The organism is Lentimicrobium sp. L6 (genome assembly GCF_013166655.1).
Classification (GTDB): Bacteria; Bacteroidota; Bacteroidia; order Bacteroidales; family UBA12170; genus UBA12170.
Map to the genome: position 1 here is coordinate 1 of NZ_JABKCA010000057.1, position 16,485 is coordinate 16,485.

15 protein-coding genes are annotated in these 16,485 nt (G+C 34.4%); 8 read left to right on the forward strand and 7 right to left on the reverse strand.

Annotated features, from left to right (window positions below; genetic code table 11):
- Positions 1–206 precede the first annotated feature (206 nt).
- Entirely contained in the window at positions 207–1,562 is a 1,356-nt protein-coding gene (locus HNS38_RS14185) for an exonuclease domain-containing protein (RefSeq protein WP_172346637.1), read from the forward strand.
- Here HNS38_RS14185 and trxA read toward each other — a convergent pair.
- The 7 genes from trxA to HNS38_RS14220 all read right to left on the reverse strand — a co-directional run bounded on the left by trxA (position 1,559) and on the right by HNS38_RS14220 (position 8,905).
- Positions 1,559–2,005: a thioredoxin gene (gene trxA / locus HNS38_RS14190; RefSeq protein ID WP_371823815.1), complete on the reverse strand. Its 447-nt coding sequence runs from the start codon at positions 2,003–2,005 to the stop codon at positions 1,559–1,561. The genes HNS38_RS14185 and trxA overlap by 4 nt on opposite strands.
- Positions 2,002–2,319: a co-chaperone YbbN gene (locus HNS38_RS14195; protein ID WP_172280339.1), complete on the reverse strand. Its 318-nt coding sequence runs from the start codon at positions 2,317–2,319 to the stop codon at positions 2,002–2,004. Before HNS38_RS14195 ends, trxA begins: the two co-directional genes overlap by 4 nt.
- A gap of 51 nt (positions 2,320–2,370) precedes the next feature.
- Positions 2,371–3,222 carry an ion transporter gene (locus HNS38_RS14200; RefSeq protein ID WP_172280341.1) on the reverse strand — a complete coding sequence of 284 codons (852 nt, stop codon included), beginning with the start codon at positions 3,220–3,222 and terminating at the stop codon, positions 2,371–2,373.
- Positions 3,215–3,613 (reverse strand): hypothetical protein, encoded by a 399-nt coding sequence (locus HNS38_RS14205; protein ID WP_172280343.1) that lies wholly within the window; start codon positions 3,611–3,613, stop codon positions 3,215–3,217. The genes HNS38_RS14200 and HNS38_RS14205 overlap by 8 nt, the downstream gene beginning before the upstream one ends.
- A gap of 22 nt (positions 3,614–3,635) precedes the next feature.
- Complete coding sequence (locus HNS38_RS14210) at positions 3,636–4,406, reverse strand: TIGR02757 family protein (protein WP_172280345.1); 771 nt, start codon at positions 4,404–4,406, stop codon at positions 3,636–3,638.
- On the reverse strand, positions 4,394–7,591 hold the full coding sequence (locus HNS38_RS14215) for a CHAT domain-containing protein (protein WP_172346638.1): 3,198 nt from the start codon (positions 7,589–7,591) through the stop codon (positions 4,394–4,396). The genes HNS38_RS14210 and HNS38_RS14215 overlap by 13 nt, the downstream gene beginning before the upstream one ends.
- Positions 7,592–7,687: 96 nt before the next feature.
- Complete coding sequence (locus tag HNS38_RS14220) at positions 7,688–8,905, reverse strand: T9SS type A sorting domain-containing protein (RefSeq protein ID WP_172280350.1); 1,218 nt, start codon at positions 8,903–8,905, stop codon at positions 7,688–7,690.
- Between the two features lie 448 nt (positions 8,906–9,353).
- Between HNS38_RS14220 and HNS38_RS14225 the strand changes: the two genes are divergently transcribed.
- From HNS38_RS14225 to HNS38_RS14255, 7 genes are all read left to right on the forward strand, one after another.
- Positions 9,354–10,208: a sensor histidine kinase KdpD gene (locus tag HNS38_RS14225; RefSeq protein WP_172280352.1), complete on the forward strand. Its 855-nt coding sequence runs from the start codon at positions 9,354–9,356 to the stop codon at positions 10,206–10,208.
- Between the two features lie 453 nt (positions 10,209–10,661).
- On the forward strand, positions 10,662–12,047 hold the full coding sequence (locus HNS38_RS14230) for a sugar MFS transporter (protein ID WP_172280354.1): 1,386 nt from the start codon (positions 10,662–10,664) through the stop codon (positions 12,045–12,047).
- Positions 12,048–12,053: 6 nt separating this feature from the next.
- Positions 12,054–13,205, forward strand: a complete 1,152-nt coding sequence (locus tag HNS38_RS14235; protein WP_172280357.1) for an MFS transporter — start codon at positions 12,054–12,056, stop codon at positions 13,203–13,205.
- Positions 13,206–13,429: 224 nt separating this feature from the next.
- Complete coding sequence (locus tag HNS38_RS14240) at positions 13,430–13,969, forward strand: RNA polymerase sigma factor (protein WP_216663734.1); 540 nt, start codon at positions 13,430–13,432, stop codon at positions 13,967–13,969.
- A complete protein-coding gene (locus HNS38_RS14245) occupies positions 13,959–14,534 on the forward strand; it encodes a hypothetical protein (protein WP_172280359.1) in 576 nt (191 codons plus the stop codon). Before HNS38_RS14240 ends, HNS38_RS14245 begins: the two co-directional genes overlap by 11 nt.
- The gene (locus HNS38_RS14250) at positions 14,515–15,615 is read left to right on the forward strand and encodes a hypothetical protein (RefSeq protein WP_172280362.1); all 1,101 of its coding nucleotides are present in this window, start codon (positions 14,515–14,517) and stop codon (positions 15,613–15,615) included. Before HNS38_RS14245 ends, HNS38_RS14250 begins: the two co-directional genes overlap by 20 nt.
- Before the next feature lie 78 nt (positions 15,616–15,693).
- Positions 15,694–16,458 carry a head GIN domain-containing protein gene (locus HNS38_RS14255; protein WP_172346639.1) on the forward strand — a complete coding sequence of 255 codons (765 nt, stop codon included), beginning with the start codon at positions 15,694–15,696 and terminating at the stop codon, positions 16,456–16,458.
- The last annotated feature ends 27 nt before the right edge of the window (positions 16,459–16,485 follow it).

Below are 16,485 nucleotides of genomic sequence, written 5' to 3' on the forward strand. Positions count from 1 at the left end.
ACCGATTGCTTACGCTTCGATTAAATTACACGAGACTTAAATGGGTAACCCTATCATTTTATTTACTTTTAGGAATGGACTCCGCTTTTAAATACTTTTGTCAGTAAGAAAATAAATAGTCCAGTATTAGACCGGAAGGGATGGGCATTTTAACTTCGTTGAGCTCGTAGAACTCGGTTCTTGCAAATACTTATAACTTTGTGGCAATGGAAAAATATGCGGTAATAGATGTAGAAACTACTGGGTTGAGTCACAAAACGGAGCGACTTACAGAAATTGCGATTGTTGTTATAGAGGATGGTGAAATTGTGAATGAGTTCAGCAGTTTGATTAATCCAGAGCGCAAAATTCCATATAGAATTACTCAGTTGACGGGTATTAATGATCAGATGGTTCAAGGGGCACCACATTTTTATGAGATAGCAAAGCAAATCGTGGAACTTACCACTAATTGCATATTTGTAGCTCATAATGCCTCTTTCGATTATCGTTTTATTCAGGCTGAATTTGCACGTTATGAATTCGATTATCATAGGAAGGTTCTCGATACCGTAAAGCTAGCCCGGAAACTCATGCCCGGTTTCCGCTCCTATAGTTTGGGGAAGCTAACAGCTCAATTGGGCATTAAAATAGAAAACAGGCATAGAGCCATGGGGGATGCTGCAGCTACCGCCCAATTATTCATCATGCTTTTAAATCTTCAGCCTGAAATTACTCAATTGAATCTAAGGGGACTCCATTCAAACTTAAAAAAAGAAATCCTCGATTCTTTACCTCATGAAACTGGAGTCTATTATTTCTTCGATGAAGCTCATCAATTGATTTATATCGGTAAAAGCAATAATATTCACAGTCGTGTGCTTTCTCATTTGAGTAATACCACCACAAGGAAAGCCATTGAAATGCGAGAACGAATAGCAGATGTAAATTATGAGATTTGTGGAAGTGAGTTGGTGGCTCTTTTATTAGAGTCCAACGAGATTAAGATCCACATGCCTGTTTATAATCGCGCACAGCGACGAACAGCTTTTGTTTGGGGTATGTATCAGTATTTGAATGAAAGTGGCTATATCTGCTTGCGCTTAGCTAAAACCAGTGAAGAAAAGGAAATTCCTGTCAATGTTTTTAAAACCAAGAGAACGGCTTTATCAGAATTGGAGAGATTAACAGAGGAGTTTCAATTATGCCAAAATATGAATGGTTTGTATCAAAGTTCTGGAGCTTGTTTTCATTATTCTATTAAGCAATGCCTTGGAGCTTGTGTAGGAGAGGAGCTTCCTGATAAATATAATAAGCGAGTAGAACAGTTGATCAATCTTTATCAATATCAGAATCGTAATTTGTTGATAGTGGATTCGGGTAGACGAGTTGGGGAGAAATCCATCATATTGATTGAGAATTTCGTATATCAGGGTTTTGGATTTGTGGCAGAAGAAGAATTAGATCAATCTATAGAGGTCATTAAGTCTTTCATCAAATATTATCCAGAGAATAAAGATGTGGCCACCATTATTCGGGGGTATTTGAGACAGAAAAAAGCGGAAGCAGTTATTGAGTATTAAAGATGCTTTTCAATTTCTTTTAGCAAAGTAGCTTTGGGTTTGATGCCCACAAATTGTTTCACCATTTCGCCATTTTTAAATACCATAATGGTTGGTATACTTCTGATACCATATTTAGCGGCCATCTTTTTATTTTTATCCACATCCATTTTACAGATATTGGCTTTTCCAGCAATCTCGTCTGCTAGCTCGTTAACAATGGGGCCTTGCATGCGGCAAGGAGCACACCATGGTGCCCAGAAATCGACCAAACTCACACCCTTACCAATTACTTTTTCGAATGTCTGATCTGTTAAGTCTATGGTGTTTTCACTTGTCTCTGGACCTCCTCCGCCTATGAGTACACGACGTATTTTATACATTCTAACGATAAGGAATAATACGATTGCTGCTAATAATAAAACAGGGGTTAATAGGTTCCAATTGGTTTCAAGTATAATCATATTAAGTTTTTTATGTGCTTATTATTGAGAATAGTTTCTTTTGATTGTAAGCCAGCAAACCTTTCTATTTCTTCTCCATTATGGTAAAGAACTAGCATAGGAATATTTCTGATTTTTCGCTCATTAGCAATATATTTATTCTCATTGATATCGACTTTTGCAACATTTAAAATACCTTTCAATTGCTCCGCTAATTCTTGAACTATTGGATCTTGAGTGAGGCAAGGAATGCACCAAAAGGCCCAATAGTCTACTAAAACCCAGCCTTTGGCAAGTTCAGTATTGAAGTTCGTGAAGTTTAAATCTTTTATCATACAAATAAATATTCGGCAAAGGTAAATTAAAACTTGCTAGTGGCAAATAAATTAGATGTTATTTTCTTCCTCAGGAGCAAGAAGGGCAGCACCGCAAATTTTACAGAATCTAGCTCCATCCTCATGTTTGTCACAATGGCAATTTTCACAAACTAGAGTGTTTAGATTTATTTTTCTTTTATTTTCAGATTTAATCATTTCGGAAGAAACGATACCTGTCGGTACGGCAATAATGGCATAACCCATAATCATAATAATGGATGCTAAGAACTGTCCAAAAACTGTAGTTGGCGCAATATCTCCATAGCCTACTGTAGTTAATGTTACTATTGCCCAATAGATGCCTCGGGGAATACTGGTAAAACCATTTTCTGGTCCTTCTACAATATACATAATAGAGCCCATCAAGACGACTATGGTCATAATGATTTCTAGAAAAACAGTGATTTTATGACGGCTATTATAAAGACTATCACGTAATACTTGAGAAGCGCCAACGTATCTACCCAATTTCAGAATTCTAAAAACTCTGATGAGTCTGAATATTCTAATCACCATCATAAAGTGGGACCCAGTAAGTACCATACTTAAATAAGTAGGGAGAATGGCTAGAAAGTCAATAATTCCATAAAAACTAAAAATATAATTTTTGAAAGGATTTTTAGTGATGTAAATTCTAAGGAAGTATTCTATGGTAAAGAATATAGTAAAGGTCCATTCTAAGACGAAGAATAATTTAGAAAACTTTTCATTGATAGAATGCACACTGTCGAGCATGACAATAATAACGCTGAGAAGAATAGCGATGAGAAGCAAAATGTCAAAAGCCTTTCCCATGGGAGTATCTGCTTCCTGAATAATGGTATGAAGCTTATGTTTTATACTTTCTTTTGATTTATTCATCATCATCTTCTTCAATATTCATTTCATAAGGAATGCTCACGCTGTAGGATCTTTCACTATTTTGTACTTTGCCATTAAACCTAATGATCCACAAACCGTCGAAACTTTCATAGCCTCCAATCAATTGTTCTTCGTTTTGAGATAGTAACCTGGAATTAAAATCCTGAAAGTATACTGCGCTGTTAGGAGAAAGTATAGTGACCGAATCTAAAACAATATCGTAATTGGTGCATTTGGCCACAAAAGTAGCAGTGGCAATGGATGGCTGGGTAACCAAGAAATTGACTTCATTGGGGTCTATATTTTCTTTGAGTTTATCACTTTTACAATTGAAAAATGAAAGACCCAAGAGTAAAATAAAGAATATTGAAAGTATTTTAGTTTTGGTCATATTAGAGCAAATGTAGTAAAATTCACAGATCTTTTTCAAAAACACCCATCCCAAAAAGAGCAAAGTCGTATTTTATTGGATCTTGTGGATCTAATTTCTTTAAATTCTGGCTCACTTCTTCAACAGCTTTCCAATCATTTGATTTTCTCAGGAGTAAACCGAGCTCACGAGCATTACGAGCGGTATGCACATCTAAAGGAAGCAAAAGGTCTGCCATAGAGATCTGTTTCCATATTCCAAAATCAATTCCAGATTGGTCTTTTCGGACCATCCACCTCAGGAACATGTTTAATCGCTTCGAAGCCGAGTTTTTCTCAGGATTAGAAATGTGTTTTCGTGTTCTTAGGGGATGATCAATAGAAAAGAAAACCTCATGAAGCTCAGATAATCCTCTTTTAATTCCTCCGGTTTTATATCCATTATTGATGACAGTCTCCAATCCATTATGATTTTGGTAGATGTTTTGAAGGCTTTCAATAAAAAAGAGAATATCTTCGGGTAACATAGTTCTGTGCCGGAAATCGCTAAATCCGATCCTATCTGCAGGGCTGTGATTCATAATAAAATAATGAGGTTCAAATTCCATCAGCTGCATTAGCTTTTTAGCATTCTTTAGAATAGTTGGCCTTTGACCCCAAGCTATGGAAGAGGCTAAAAATCCAGCTATTTCTATATCTTCTTTTTTTGAAAAATAATGAGGAATTTGAATAGGATCTAATGCAATAAATTCCTCATTACAATAGGCTTCATATTTTGAATCCAATAAGGTTTTGATTTGTTTTAGGCCGCCCATTTTTTTCTTCTTTGAAATATGAAAACTCCAAGGGCTAATAATATGGTGCTACCAAGAATTATCATATCCCATCTTTTCCTTTGTACAAATTGTAATTTGGCATCATCACCCATCAGGGTTAATCCAGCCCAATAATATGGATGAGCGTATAACGCATTACCCTGTGCCAATACTTCTACCTTGGCTCTGTAAAGGGCTTGGCTTTTTTTGTCACCATTTGCCAAATATTGATAAAACTTGTCTATCACCAGAGCGCCAAACCTATCGTTCACTTCCCAAAGACTCATAATGATAGCTGGTACGCCAGCAAACTGGAAACCAGAACTTAAACTCATAACTCCTTCACCCTTTTGCAAGGCTCCATCGCCAGTGCTACATCCACTTAAAACAGCTAATTCTGCATTTAAATCGAGTCCTAATAGTTCGTAGGTATTCACCAGACCCGAATTGGTTTCTTGGTTATAGGTGAATAGTAGTTTCGAATAAAGAGGATCCTCATCATTGATTTGGGTGTGCATAGCTAAATGAAGGATTCCTGCATTTTTTGCTTCTGTTTTAAAAATCTCTTCCGAAGCTTCTGAACCAATAAAAGTTTTAGTTTTTAGATTTCTTTCTATGCTTTCTACTTCCATTTTAGCATAATCTAAAGGGCGTAAAAAGTTATATTCTTCAGGGACGGAATCTTGTTTTTTATTGTTTTGATATAAAGGTGCAAATGCGTAAACCTTATCGTTTGGTTTTGTTTCCCTTGACCTCATATTAAAGTAGATCTGCATGGAGTTAGCCACATTTGATTTATGCTTTTTGATGAGATAAGGTAGGGTTCTGTAGTCGGGTCTTTCCGTTTTAACATCCTCAGTGAGCAATACATCAAAGGAAATATAGCTTAATTGTCCATCTGGAATAAAAATAAGATCTTTATTTTCGATCTGCTTTTCAATAGGTTTAATGAGTTTTTGATAGAGTGATCGACTGCTTTTAGTAAAAGTAACAAATTCCTCGTAGCTATTATCCGTATCTACTTTTTTTAGCAGTTTGACAACGTTTTCTATGTTTTGAAAAAAACTTGAATCAATGCGCTCAGTGTAAAGCTTAACTTCTTCATGACTTAGGGTGATGATATTCAGTAAGCTGTCACTAATAGAATAATTAATAAAAGCAGTATTTGCTGGTGCTTTTTTCTGAATATCACACATGCTTAATTCCTTAAAACCATATTTTAGATTATAAAAACTGGAATAGTTTTCTTTATACTCTTTTTGGATGCTATCTAAACTCAAGCTAATTTGGTAGGCTTTCTGATCTAGTTCTTTGATGGTTTTAGGCTCATTGTTTAAACTGATTTCTACTTTTATTTCTTCCTCAATCCTTCCCATTTGAGACTTTAAATCCAATTCTTTTTTAATTAAATGCTTGGGAACCTTTAATAGCTTTTTCTTTTCGAGAATATTTAATGATTGATAAAGTGTAAAGGATTTCTTTCCTTCAATGAAATTGAAAATCTCAGATATTACATTTGCGTCATTAGTTTTAGAATACAGAATATATCCCACATCTATAGCTTGGTTATAAACATAGTGATTTTGTTTGCTAGATTGTAAACTTTCAATCTGATCATAATTTCTTCTTAATTCGTTGACGCAGTATATGTAGAGTTTGTAGGTGTCAAATGACATTTCTAAATCTGTTATATCATTGGTCTTTAGATATAATAAATAGAGGCCATATGCCTTCCAAGCCAAGGCGTTATTAAAATCGGGGGTGTTTGGGATTTCATCTGCTCTTGGATTCACATAAATATCATAATTACTGAACCTATCGGAGGAGCTGCAAAGTGAAGACTGTAAGCTATCAAGACCTTGATTTATTTCCCCTATTTCTAAATAATGAGCTCCAAGTATATTGAGAGGAGCACTTAAATAAAATGAGGGACCATTATATTGTTGATACCAATTGGTAATGGCATTTTTTAAATATTCTTCTCCCCTTGAAACATCCTCTTTCTGCTCAATAAGAAATTGACCATAAACATAATAGGTCTGAGAAAGTTGGAATGCTTGAGGATCGTTTAAACTCAGATAATAATCTAAAGATATTTGATATAGAGAGTCTGCAATGTGATTCTGTTCTAAGGAAAAAAAAACATCAGCTAAATCTCTGTAAGCCATGTTCTTGCTTTCAGGATAGAGGCTTAGCGATTCTTTATAATATTGAATGGCTATTTTCATCTTACCAAGACCTTTATATGATAATCCAATATATCTATTGATATTGGCTTTTGTGGCCCTGCTCGAATGGGAATCTGAGCTGTAGATGTGTAAGGCCATTTTTAGTTGTTTAATAGCCTGAGTGTATTGGTTACTTAGCATTAAAGTAGAAGATTTGTCTCGAAGTAGCAGAGCTAACTCAGTCTCCTTATGGTCGAATTTTAATAGAAATTCCTCAGCAATGTTAAAGTAGCTTTCTGCTAGGTCTAAATTGTCACTATATAATTCCGCATATGCTATTTGTTTGTAAACCATATACTTTATTCTATAGTCATCTTTTTTAGAATCATCGAATCCTCGAATGGCTTTTTTAAGATAAAACCTTGAAGAATCATTGATTCTATTAGAAGAATAATGAATGGACAACATATAATAGAATTGGGCTTGGTCAGATCCTGGGTATTTCTTTTTATTGGCTATTTGAAGTCCGGTATCAATGTAAGCAAAGTATGCTTTCATTCTATTTGTCTTACGATAGCAGTTTGTGTATTTTGAATATTCATAAGCAAAAGAAGTATCGTTCTTATAATATTCCTTGTATAGATGAAAGTAGTCTTTGAATTCAGAAATAGCCTGTATGTAATTCCGGTCGTAATAACTCAACAAGGCTTTTAATTGCGTTGCTTTGGTTAATAGATGCCTATCGCTATGGTTGCTTATTGCAAACCTATTATATATGGTTTCAATGTGAGTACGGTAATCGTTCACATTGTATTTGTCAATAGAATTAAGGTAGTTGATAATATTGCTTTTATAATTGGCATTGTTAAGGATAATGGAGTCGGCCAAATGTAAATGAAGTTCATCAATATTATTGGTCAAAGGATTGTTTTTCGAGTTTCTTTGTTTAGGAGATAATTGCCCAAAAACGTTGAAGAAAACTAAGTGAATAAAAATCAATACAATGAAATACCTCATAGAATATTTTTTGCTAAAATAGAAAAAAAGGGACTATAGAATATGTCCCTTTTTGAGATAGTGTAAAAATTGTACAAGTGCAAAGTACACACGCGACTATTTACGGACCGTTATAGATCCTTGAACTGATTTTGATTGATAATTTATTTGATAGAAGTATAAACCTCCTCGTAAATTTCTTGTATTGATTTGAAGTTCTTGGTTACTTACTGTTGAATAATAGGTTTCAACCATTTGACCAACTGTATTGTATATTTTAACTTCAACTTTACTATCGGTATTTAAATGAATACTGAATGATTCGTTACATGGATTTGGATAAGCTGTAGCAAGCTTACTCATCATGTTTTGATTTGTTGTTTTGAATTGAACGGAAGAAAAGTTAACATAAGGTAGTATTTGACCTTTATTGTCTAATATATGTGTGCCTTCTACGATTTCAAAATGCTCTATTTGCTCCACGCTAATATCAGTCTTTTGTTTAATTCTTATATTTAGAACAGCTGTTTCGGAGTCAAATTTGTAGGTTTCTTGTCCAGTCCATCCAATTCTAATTTCATCATTTACAATATTATATTCTAAACCTTCTATACTTGATTCTATAGCTAGAACATCTATGAGTTCATCATTATAATTTAAAACGATTCCTATTCCATTTGTATTGATGGTTTCTGTAAAATATATGGGAACTAGTAATTCTTCATTGCTAAGTTCAGTGATAGATGTGTAGGTCATCATAGCATTGAATACAGATTTATCATCTCCGTTTTCAGTATTTAATGTGCCATTAGCCACTGTTCCTGCTGGACCCCCGGTTGCCTTTAATTCATTGATCTCAAAATTCCAATCAGGTAAGTACCAATCGCCAACTGGTAAAGGTTGCCCCATAATATAGTAATTGAATAGTAAGGTCCAGAAGTCACTACTTGTGACTTGTCCATCCCCAGTTACATCTGCAGCTATCATTTGAATTTCATCAAACTCAATATATCCATAAAGATAACTTAGAACAGTAAAAGCATCAGCTAAATCTACATATGTGTTTTCTGCATCATATTCAAATTTTGCTGTATATGATTCCCCAATCATCAAATCTTCAAAGAAAAAATATCCATCGGAATTAGTATAGGTGGTTGCGATAAATTCGTTATTACTATCGAATAAATCAACTTCAACTCCACCCATAATGTGGTCAGGTTGATTCAAACAAATAACATTACATGAGTAATTATCCGTTTGCGCATAGCTATTTATTGAAAATAACGTTGTCAATATTAGACTAAAAAATGCTAAAAATAGTTTGGTGTTTTTCATAATGCTTATTCTTTTTTACTTCTCCTATCACTTATTAATACCTAAAAATGGAAAAACGTAACCCTAAAAAAGGAATTATTTTTTGTAAAAGATTGTTTCTCTTGCTTAAGTTGCACGAATACAATGCTTTGGATTCCAGTTAAAAAATAAGAAAAGAGCTGTTATTTTTATCCATATGTTATTAATGTATAAAATTAAGCTAAATGATTAGCGATTTCAATGTTTGTAGATGAGGTTTAGCATATTTCTCAGAAGTGGAAGAAACAGACCACATTATCAGATGCAAATATTTAAATATGCTTTGTTAACAAGTGCCTCATTTGTTAATAGTTATTAGGATTCTATTGTTGATAACTAATAGGACCTAATATAGAGAAAGCAAAAAAAATGTGGACTTTTGGGTTACGTTTTGTGTGGAAACGATATTAATAGTTAGGGGGAATTAACTATGATTAATGAAAACTATGTAAAAACACTCGAGAAACGAATTTTGGACCTCGAGGAAGAATTAAAATTTAAGGATAAAGAGGTAGATGGCCTCAAGGGAGCATTTTTAGCAAATGTATCTCATGAGATTCGTACGCCAATGAATGCCATTGTTGGTTTTTCAAGTTTGTTAAAGGATCCAGGCTTTAGTCCGGAAGAAAAAAATGAATTTATTGATGAAATCACCCAGGCTTCCAATCATTTAACTGAATTGATAGAGGATGTTATTGAAGTAGCTAATTTGCAATTCAATAAAAAATCTCAATCTGTTAAAGAGGTTATTGATCCGTATCAGTTGTTATTCGAAATTTTTGAGGAGTATCAGTATAAAAAACAAGCCTTATATAAAGGTGAAATTGAGATGCGAATCAAAACCAATAAGGATTTATTGAGTAAAGAATTTATCTCCAATCCTCGAATGCTTCATAAAGTTCTTGAGAATTTAATCGACAATGCTTTTAAGTTTACCAAAGAAGGTAGCATAGAGTTAAATATCGAATTTTACGATAATTACTTGGAGTATGTGGTTAGTGATACAGGTATTGGTATTGCTTCTGATAGATTGAGCACTATTTATAATAATTTCAGTAAGGTTTGGAAGAAGAATGGCGAAGTACTATATGAAGGTCTAGGAATAGGATTGTCATCAGCAAAAAACTTCGTGGATTTATTGGGAGGTATTATTCAAGTACAATCTCAAGAGGGAAAAGGAACTATTTTTTATGTGAGTGTTCCTTATATCTTTAAAGATAAGCCACTTGAATTAAACGATGTTGAAACAAAAAATCCAAGTCAATATCTTTCTTTGGGTGCTTGAACCTGTTGTTGGAGAACCAACGATTAAACTCATATTTCTGAAAATAAAAAAGGCAGTTACTCTCAATAACTGCCTCGCGCATAAACTATAAACACTCACTAATTCTTAATATCGTTGCCTTATTATCATTCAAAAATAATAGGAAATACTCTCCATTGCAATGCCTAATACGTAAATAGGTCTTTTCAATCTGTAGGTGGATGTGTTTTAGGCGAATTTGTGTTTTTTATTTCAAATGTTTCCTTCCTATTTCATGTATTTGATTATTTTTACCACCTGAAAATCAAAAATGAGCGATAAGTCATTTGTATATTTAATCGTGGGCATTGTCATAGCCCATTTTGTATTTGGAGCAGGGTATCTAATTTGGAAAATTTACACCGCCCCCAAGTCTAAGTCCGAACCTGAAAAACTAGACAACAACAATCATATTCATTCTGAAAATTAATAATTATGGAACAAACTAAAACAAACTACGGTTTCTCACTATCTGTACTCACGTCCCTTTTCTTTATGTGGGGGTTTATCACTGTTTTAAATGATATTCTTATTCCTCACTTGAAAAATGTATTTGACTTAACTTATTTCCAAGCTATGTTGATCCAGTTTTCATTTTTTAGTGCTTATTTTATTGGAGGCTTCCTCTATTTTATTATTTCAAAAACATCCGGGGACCCTATCAATAAAATAGGATACAAAAATGGAATTCTCTTGGGTTTATTAGTATCGGCTATTGGAACGGCATTATTCTACCCTGCTGCACAATTTCATATGTATGGTTTTTTTCTTTCTGCATTATTCGTGCTTGGCCTTGGTTTTGCTGTTTTGCAAATTGCAGCTAATCCTTATGTGGCTATTTTAGGACCTGAAAAACAAGCCTCTGCTCGATTAAATCTTTCTCAAGGTTTTAATTCATTTGGTACTACTATCGGACCGGTAATTGGAGGATTCTTAATTTTCGAATATTTCAATGTAGGACAAGAAGGTGCTGATTCTGTAATCAAGCCCTATTTAATGTTAACTGCAATGCTATTAATTCTGTTGGTGATTATTAAAATGATACCATTGCCAAGAATTCAACAGGAGGTGAGTAAAGAAAGTACAGGAAAAGGGGCATTGGCATACCCACACCTAAAGTATGGTGCCATCGCTATTTTTCTCTATGTGGGAGCTGAAGTTGCTATTGGTAGTATTTTAGTGAGCTTTATTGGCCTCGATAATATCGCTGGGATGTCTGAATCTGCAGCCTCTGCCTTTATTGCCTTTTATTGGGGAGGAGCCATGATTGGCCGTTTCTTAGGCGCTATTTCATTAAGTGAAATGGAATCTAAAAAGAAATTCCCATTAATGTTTGTTGTTTCTTTAATTGCTTTTGCAGTCATCTTCTTTGTGGTTGATGCCAGAAATAGTATTAACTTTCTTGATATAGCACCTTACCTAGGCTTCTTAGTACTAAACTATTTTGGTTTTATATTTGGAAAATCAATGGCGGCAAGGACCTTAACTGTATTTGCTATTTTCCCAATTGTATTATTGATGGTGGGGATGTTTACAGAAGGAAGTATAGCCATGTGGGCTATTTTAGGTATTGGAATTTTTAATTCAATTATGTGGTCTAATATCTTCACGCTCGCTATTAAAGGGCTTGGCAATAATACCAGCCAGGGTTCTAGTGTTTTAGTGATGTTTATTGTTGGTGGAGCTATTCTTCCTCCAATCCAAGGTTTACTAGCCGATTATATTGGTGTTCAATTGTCTTTCTTTGTTCCATTATTAAGTTATGTTTACTTAGCATGGTATGGATGGAAGGGACATGTTATTAAAGCTCCAAAACAATAATCTTAAATGCCAGAAAAGCAAAAATTCAGATGGGCAAAAGTACTTGATATTAGTGCTGCTCATATGCTACATGATATTTATAGTGCTTTTCTGGCACCTTTGTTCCCTATTTTAATTGAACGATTGGGCCTCAGTTATTTTATGATTGGAGGCTTATCTGTTATTCAAAGAATTGCCTCCTTGTTTAATCCAATCATCGGATTAATGGTAGACCGAAAAGACCTACGCTACTTTATTATATTTACTCCTGCTATTACAGCAATTTGTATGAGTCTGATTGGACTGGCTCAGAATGTGTATCAATTAGCCTTTCTTTTGTTTGTGATGGGATGGAGTGCTGCCTTTTTTCATGTACCAGGCCCAGTGTTAATCAAACGGATGAGTGGTGATAGAGTAGGTTTGGGAATGAGTTTTTATATGGTGGCAGGAGAGTTGGCCCGTTCATTAGGTCCAATTATTATTGTAGCCGCCGTTTCTTGGTGGGGGATAGAAGGAACTTATCGTTTAATTCCTGCAGGTTTGGTAGCTTCATTTATCTTGTTTTTCCGCCTTAGGAAATTGAAGCATATTGAAGTCAAAACCAAGAAAATAGAGATTAGTGTTAAAGAGATTTTGATTGAACTCAAAGGTTTTTATTTAAATATAACGGGTTATACTTTTGCTCGTGGACTCCTCAAGGCTTTACTGATCACTTTTTTGCCCACTTATTATGTGAGCCAAGGTGAAAGTCTTTGGTTTGCAGCCTATACTTTATCCATCCTCCAGTTTTCGGGTGCTCTGGGTAGTTTGCTAGCGGGTGGCTACTCTGATAAAATAGGGCGTAGAAAAACACTTATTATTATTGCTTTAATGACTCCTGTTTTGATGCTATTGTTCGTGTTGACAAGCGGTTGGATGAATATGATCGTCTTGGTGCTGATTGGTTTCTTTATGTTTGGTTCGGGGCCCGTATTATTGGCTTTGGTTCAAGATATGAGTTCAGAAAGACCCAGCTTCACCAATGGTGTCTTTATGACCATCAGCTTTGCTTTTGGGGCTTTTGCAACCTTATTTATTGGAGTATTGGCTGATTTTATTGGGCTAGAAAAAAGTTTTATGCTTTCCCCTATTTTCGCTCTTATTGCCATACCTTTTGCTTTTAGGCTGAAGAATAAATGATGGCATGAGTAGTGGTTTAAATGATTGAATGGAAGAGTTATGCTAGCATTCCCAATTGAAAATTATCTTCTTCTCTCCTTGTAACATTCCGCCATGGTTTCTTACTGTCATTATTTTTCAAATTCATTGCAACCCTTTCTATTTTCTTTTGTTCTTTTGTATAGGGTTGTTAAATGACCTAGGACGAAATTCCGTATTTTTAGAGAAATATAAAATTCAGAGATTTGGATCTACAGATTCATAAAGATTTAATAGAGAAAAGTAAGCGAGGGGATTCACGTTCGCAGTATGAGCTATATCAGCTTTATAGTAAGGCTATGCTCAATACTTGCTATCGAATGATGAATAATTTAGAGGATGCTGAAGATATGCTACAGGAGTCGTTTTCTGATGCATTTCGTAAACTAAATACCTTTGTTTATAAGAGCACTTTTGGAGCTTGGCTGAAAAGGATAGTAGTGAATAATTGTATCAACGAAATCAAGCGAAAAAAACCAGATTTGCAATACTGCGAAGAATTGCCACATCCAAAACCAGAGACTGAAAATCAGGATGGACTAAGTGTGGAGCAGATTAAAAAAGCAATGCTTCAACTTCCGCAAGGTAGTAGACTCATCTTCTCACTTTATCTATTAGAAGGATACGACCACAGGGAGATATCTAGTATTTTAAACATGAGTGAATCTAATTCAAAGAGTCAATTTATGAGAGCTAAAAGACGGATAAAAGAAATATTAACAGAGGAGGTTTATTATGAATCATGATCCATTTGAACAATTTGTGAAAGATCACAAAGAGGAATTTGATCATCTTGTGCCACGAGAAGATTTATTTGAAAAGATTGAAACCAGACAGCCCAAAGTCATACGGATGTCAGCAAAGGCCATCTTTACAAGGGCAATAGCGGCGATGTTGATTTTTGCTGTAGGTTTTGCTGCCAATGAGTTGTTCTCATTTGATCGAACTGTTGATTCTAGATTAGTCAATGAAAGTAATTATGAAGATTCGGAGAATTCCTCTTATAATGATTTCTATGAGATGCAAATGTTTTATACACAACAGATAGATTTAGTTAGAACCGATATCGTGGCTTTATCTGATGGTGATGAAGTCATTAATGAAGAAATTGACCTACAATTAGAGGATTTGAAAAGTATTTTTGAAGAACTCAAAGATGATCTTAACGATCAAACCAATGATGAGGAAGTGATAGAGGCCATGATTATGAATTATAGAGTAAAGTTGAAAATGTTAGAAGAAATGAAGAGCCAACTTGACCCAAGTACAAACTATAATGAGGAGGATAGATATGAGACAACTGATATTTAAATCTGTTATTGTTATGCTGATTTCTATGGCAGGAAATCTGTCTGCTCAGAATTTTCAGAAAACCGCAAAGTATAAGGAAGTATTTCCTCTTAGTGAGAAAATAGAAGTTTCCATCATCAACAAGTATGGGGATGTTCAAATTGTTCATTGGGATCAGGATTCGGTTAAAGTTGAAGTTGACATAGAAGTGAACTCAAACAAAGAGACTAAGGCAGAGAAGCTATTTGCAGCTATTCATGTGGATTTCAAAAGCAATTTCTTTTATATAGTAGTTGAAACAAGTTTAGTAGGTAAAAGTAGCCTATGGACAGATATCTCCGATAAAACCAAGATGATTTTCAACTCTAGTACTACTTCTCGAATTAACTATGTAGTCTATATTCCATCTTATGCCCATTTAATTGTGAAGAATAAATATGGAAATGTTTATATGGGTGATTATGAGGGGGAACTGAGTGTTGATGTTTCCAATGGAGATTTCAAAGCTCATGTACTCACTGGAAAAACTAAACTTAAATCATCTTTCGGGAATATCTATGTCAATAGGGTGGATCAATTATTATTAGAATCTGCAAATGCAGAGATAGAAATAGAAGAGTGTAAATTCTTAGAAACCAATACTCGCTCCTCAAAAATTTATTTAGACGAAGTGGATGAGTTGAGCTTAGCCTCTTCTCATGATAAATATCACATTGGGAGTTTAAATTCTATTCATGGCAATGGGAATTTTACTTTCTTAAAGATAAAACAACTCAATCATCAGGTTGATATTAAGCAAAAGTATGGCTCATTACATTTTCGTCATATCGATTCTGAGGTGGATCGTTTTTACCTAAATACTTATAAGTCTGATATCCATTTAAGCCTATCTTATGAGCAGGCCTATGCCTTAGATTTTCGGGCTATTAATCCGCCAATTATCCAGTATCCAACTGGCGAATATTTAAAATCAGAAGAGATTATTGATGAAGAAAAAGGATTGAAAAGTGTTAAAATAGAATGGGGAGGGGATGGCTCTGGTAAAGTGGTACCCCTTAATATACAGGCAGAAGAAGGAAATATATTTATAAATGTGAAATAAATTGCAACCCTTGAAATATTGATTTGTACTTACATATAGAAATCAAACTAGCAATTGAAAAACAAAAATAATTATATCATGAAAACAAAATTAGTAATCATTTTAGCTGTTCTTATTAGTTTAGGAACTACTTCTTGTAGAAAAGGGATCTTCATTAGAGGAAACAATAATGTTAGCACAGAAACAAGAGAGTTGTCAGGATTCTCAAAGTTAGCCAACAATGGAAGTTTTGAAGTTACAATAATAAAAGATACCATATCTTATGTTGTGATAGAGGCTGAATCAAATATTATTCCTTATATTGAAACTAGTATCAAAAACGGAGCTCTAATCATTGATAGTAGAGAGACTATAAGCCCTCGTCGTTCTATGAAGTTGACCGTATATACTCCTGAAATGGAAGCAATGGAGTTGAAAGGAAGTGGCAGTATCTTTAGCGAGGCATTTGAATCTGATTCTTTTTCTGCTGTTGTAGATGGGTCTGGCGATATAACAGCCACTGCCAGTTGTTCTGAAACTTATTTACGAATAAATGGTTCAGGAAATTTAATAGCAAACCTTTTCACAGAGAATCTAGATGCTGAAATTCACGGCTCAGGTAGTATTACACTATATGGACAAGGAACCCACAGTACTATGGGCATATTTGGCTCTGGTAATATTAAATATGTAGATTTTGAGCAGAAGTATTGTGCTGCTAAATCCGATGGTTCTGGGAATATTTATGTTCAAGTTAGCGATGGCCTAGATGCTCAGATATTTGGCAGTGGTTCTATATATTATAGAGGAAATCCACTTGTAAATTCAGAGATTATCGGTTCTGGAAGTGTAATTAAACAATAGATAATTAAAATGTTAAATATAAATAAT

Bases quoted from the DNA above. Each gene is read 5' to 3' on its own strand.
- HNS38_RS14185 (WP_172346637.1), top strand. From the start codon at position 207: ATGGAAAAATATGCGGTAATAGATGTAGAAACTACTGGGTTGAGTCAC.
- trxA (WP_371823815.1), bottom strand. From the start codon at position 2,005: ATGATTATACTTGAAACCAATTGGAACCTATTAACCCCTGTTTTATTA.
- HNS38_RS14195 (WP_172280339.1), bottom strand. From the start codon at position 2,319: ATGATAAAAGATTTAAACTTCACGAACTTCAATACTGAACTTGCCAAA.
- HNS38_RS14200 (WP_172280341.1), bottom strand. From the start codon at position 3,222: ATGAATAAATCAAAAGAAAGTATAAAACATAAGCTTCATACCATTATT.
- HNS38_RS14205 (WP_172280343.1), bottom strand. From the start codon at position 3,613: ATGACCAAAACTAAAATACTTTCAATATTCTTTATTTTACTCTTGGGT.
- HNS38_RS14210 (WP_172280345.1), bottom strand. From the start codon at position 4,406: ATGGGCGGCCTAAAACAAATCAAAACCTTATTGGATTCAAAATATGAA.
- HNS38_RS14215 (WP_172346638.1), bottom strand. From the start codon at position 7,591: ATGAGGTATTTCATTGTATTGATTTTTATTCACTTAGTTTTCTTCAAC.
- HNS38_RS14220 (WP_172280350.1), bottom strand. From the start codon at position 8,905: ATGAAAAACACCAAACTATTTTTAGCATTTTTTAGTCTAATATTGACA.
- HNS38_RS14225 (WP_172280352.1), top strand. From the start codon at position 9,354: ATGATTAATGAAAACTATGTAAAAACACTCGAGAAACGAATTTTGGAC.
- HNS38_RS14230 (WP_172280354.1), top strand. From the start codon at position 10,662: ATGGAACAAACTAAAACAAACTACGGTTTCTCACTATCTGTACTCACG.
- HNS38_RS14235 (WP_172280357.1), top strand. From the start codon at position 12,054: ATGCCAGAAAAGCAAAAATTCAGATGGGCAAAAGTACTTGATATTAGT.
- HNS38_RS14245 (WP_172280359.1), top strand. From the start codon at position 13,959: ATGAATCATGATCCATTTGAACAATTTGTGAAAGATCACAAAGAGGAA.
- HNS38_RS14250 (WP_172280362.1), top strand. From the start codon at position 14,515: ATGAGACAACTGATATTTAAATCTGTTATTGTTATGCTGATTTCTATG.
- HNS38_RS14255 (WP_172346639.1), top strand. From the start codon at position 15,694: ATGAAAACAAAATTAGTAATCATTTTAGCTGTTCTTATTAGTTTAGGA.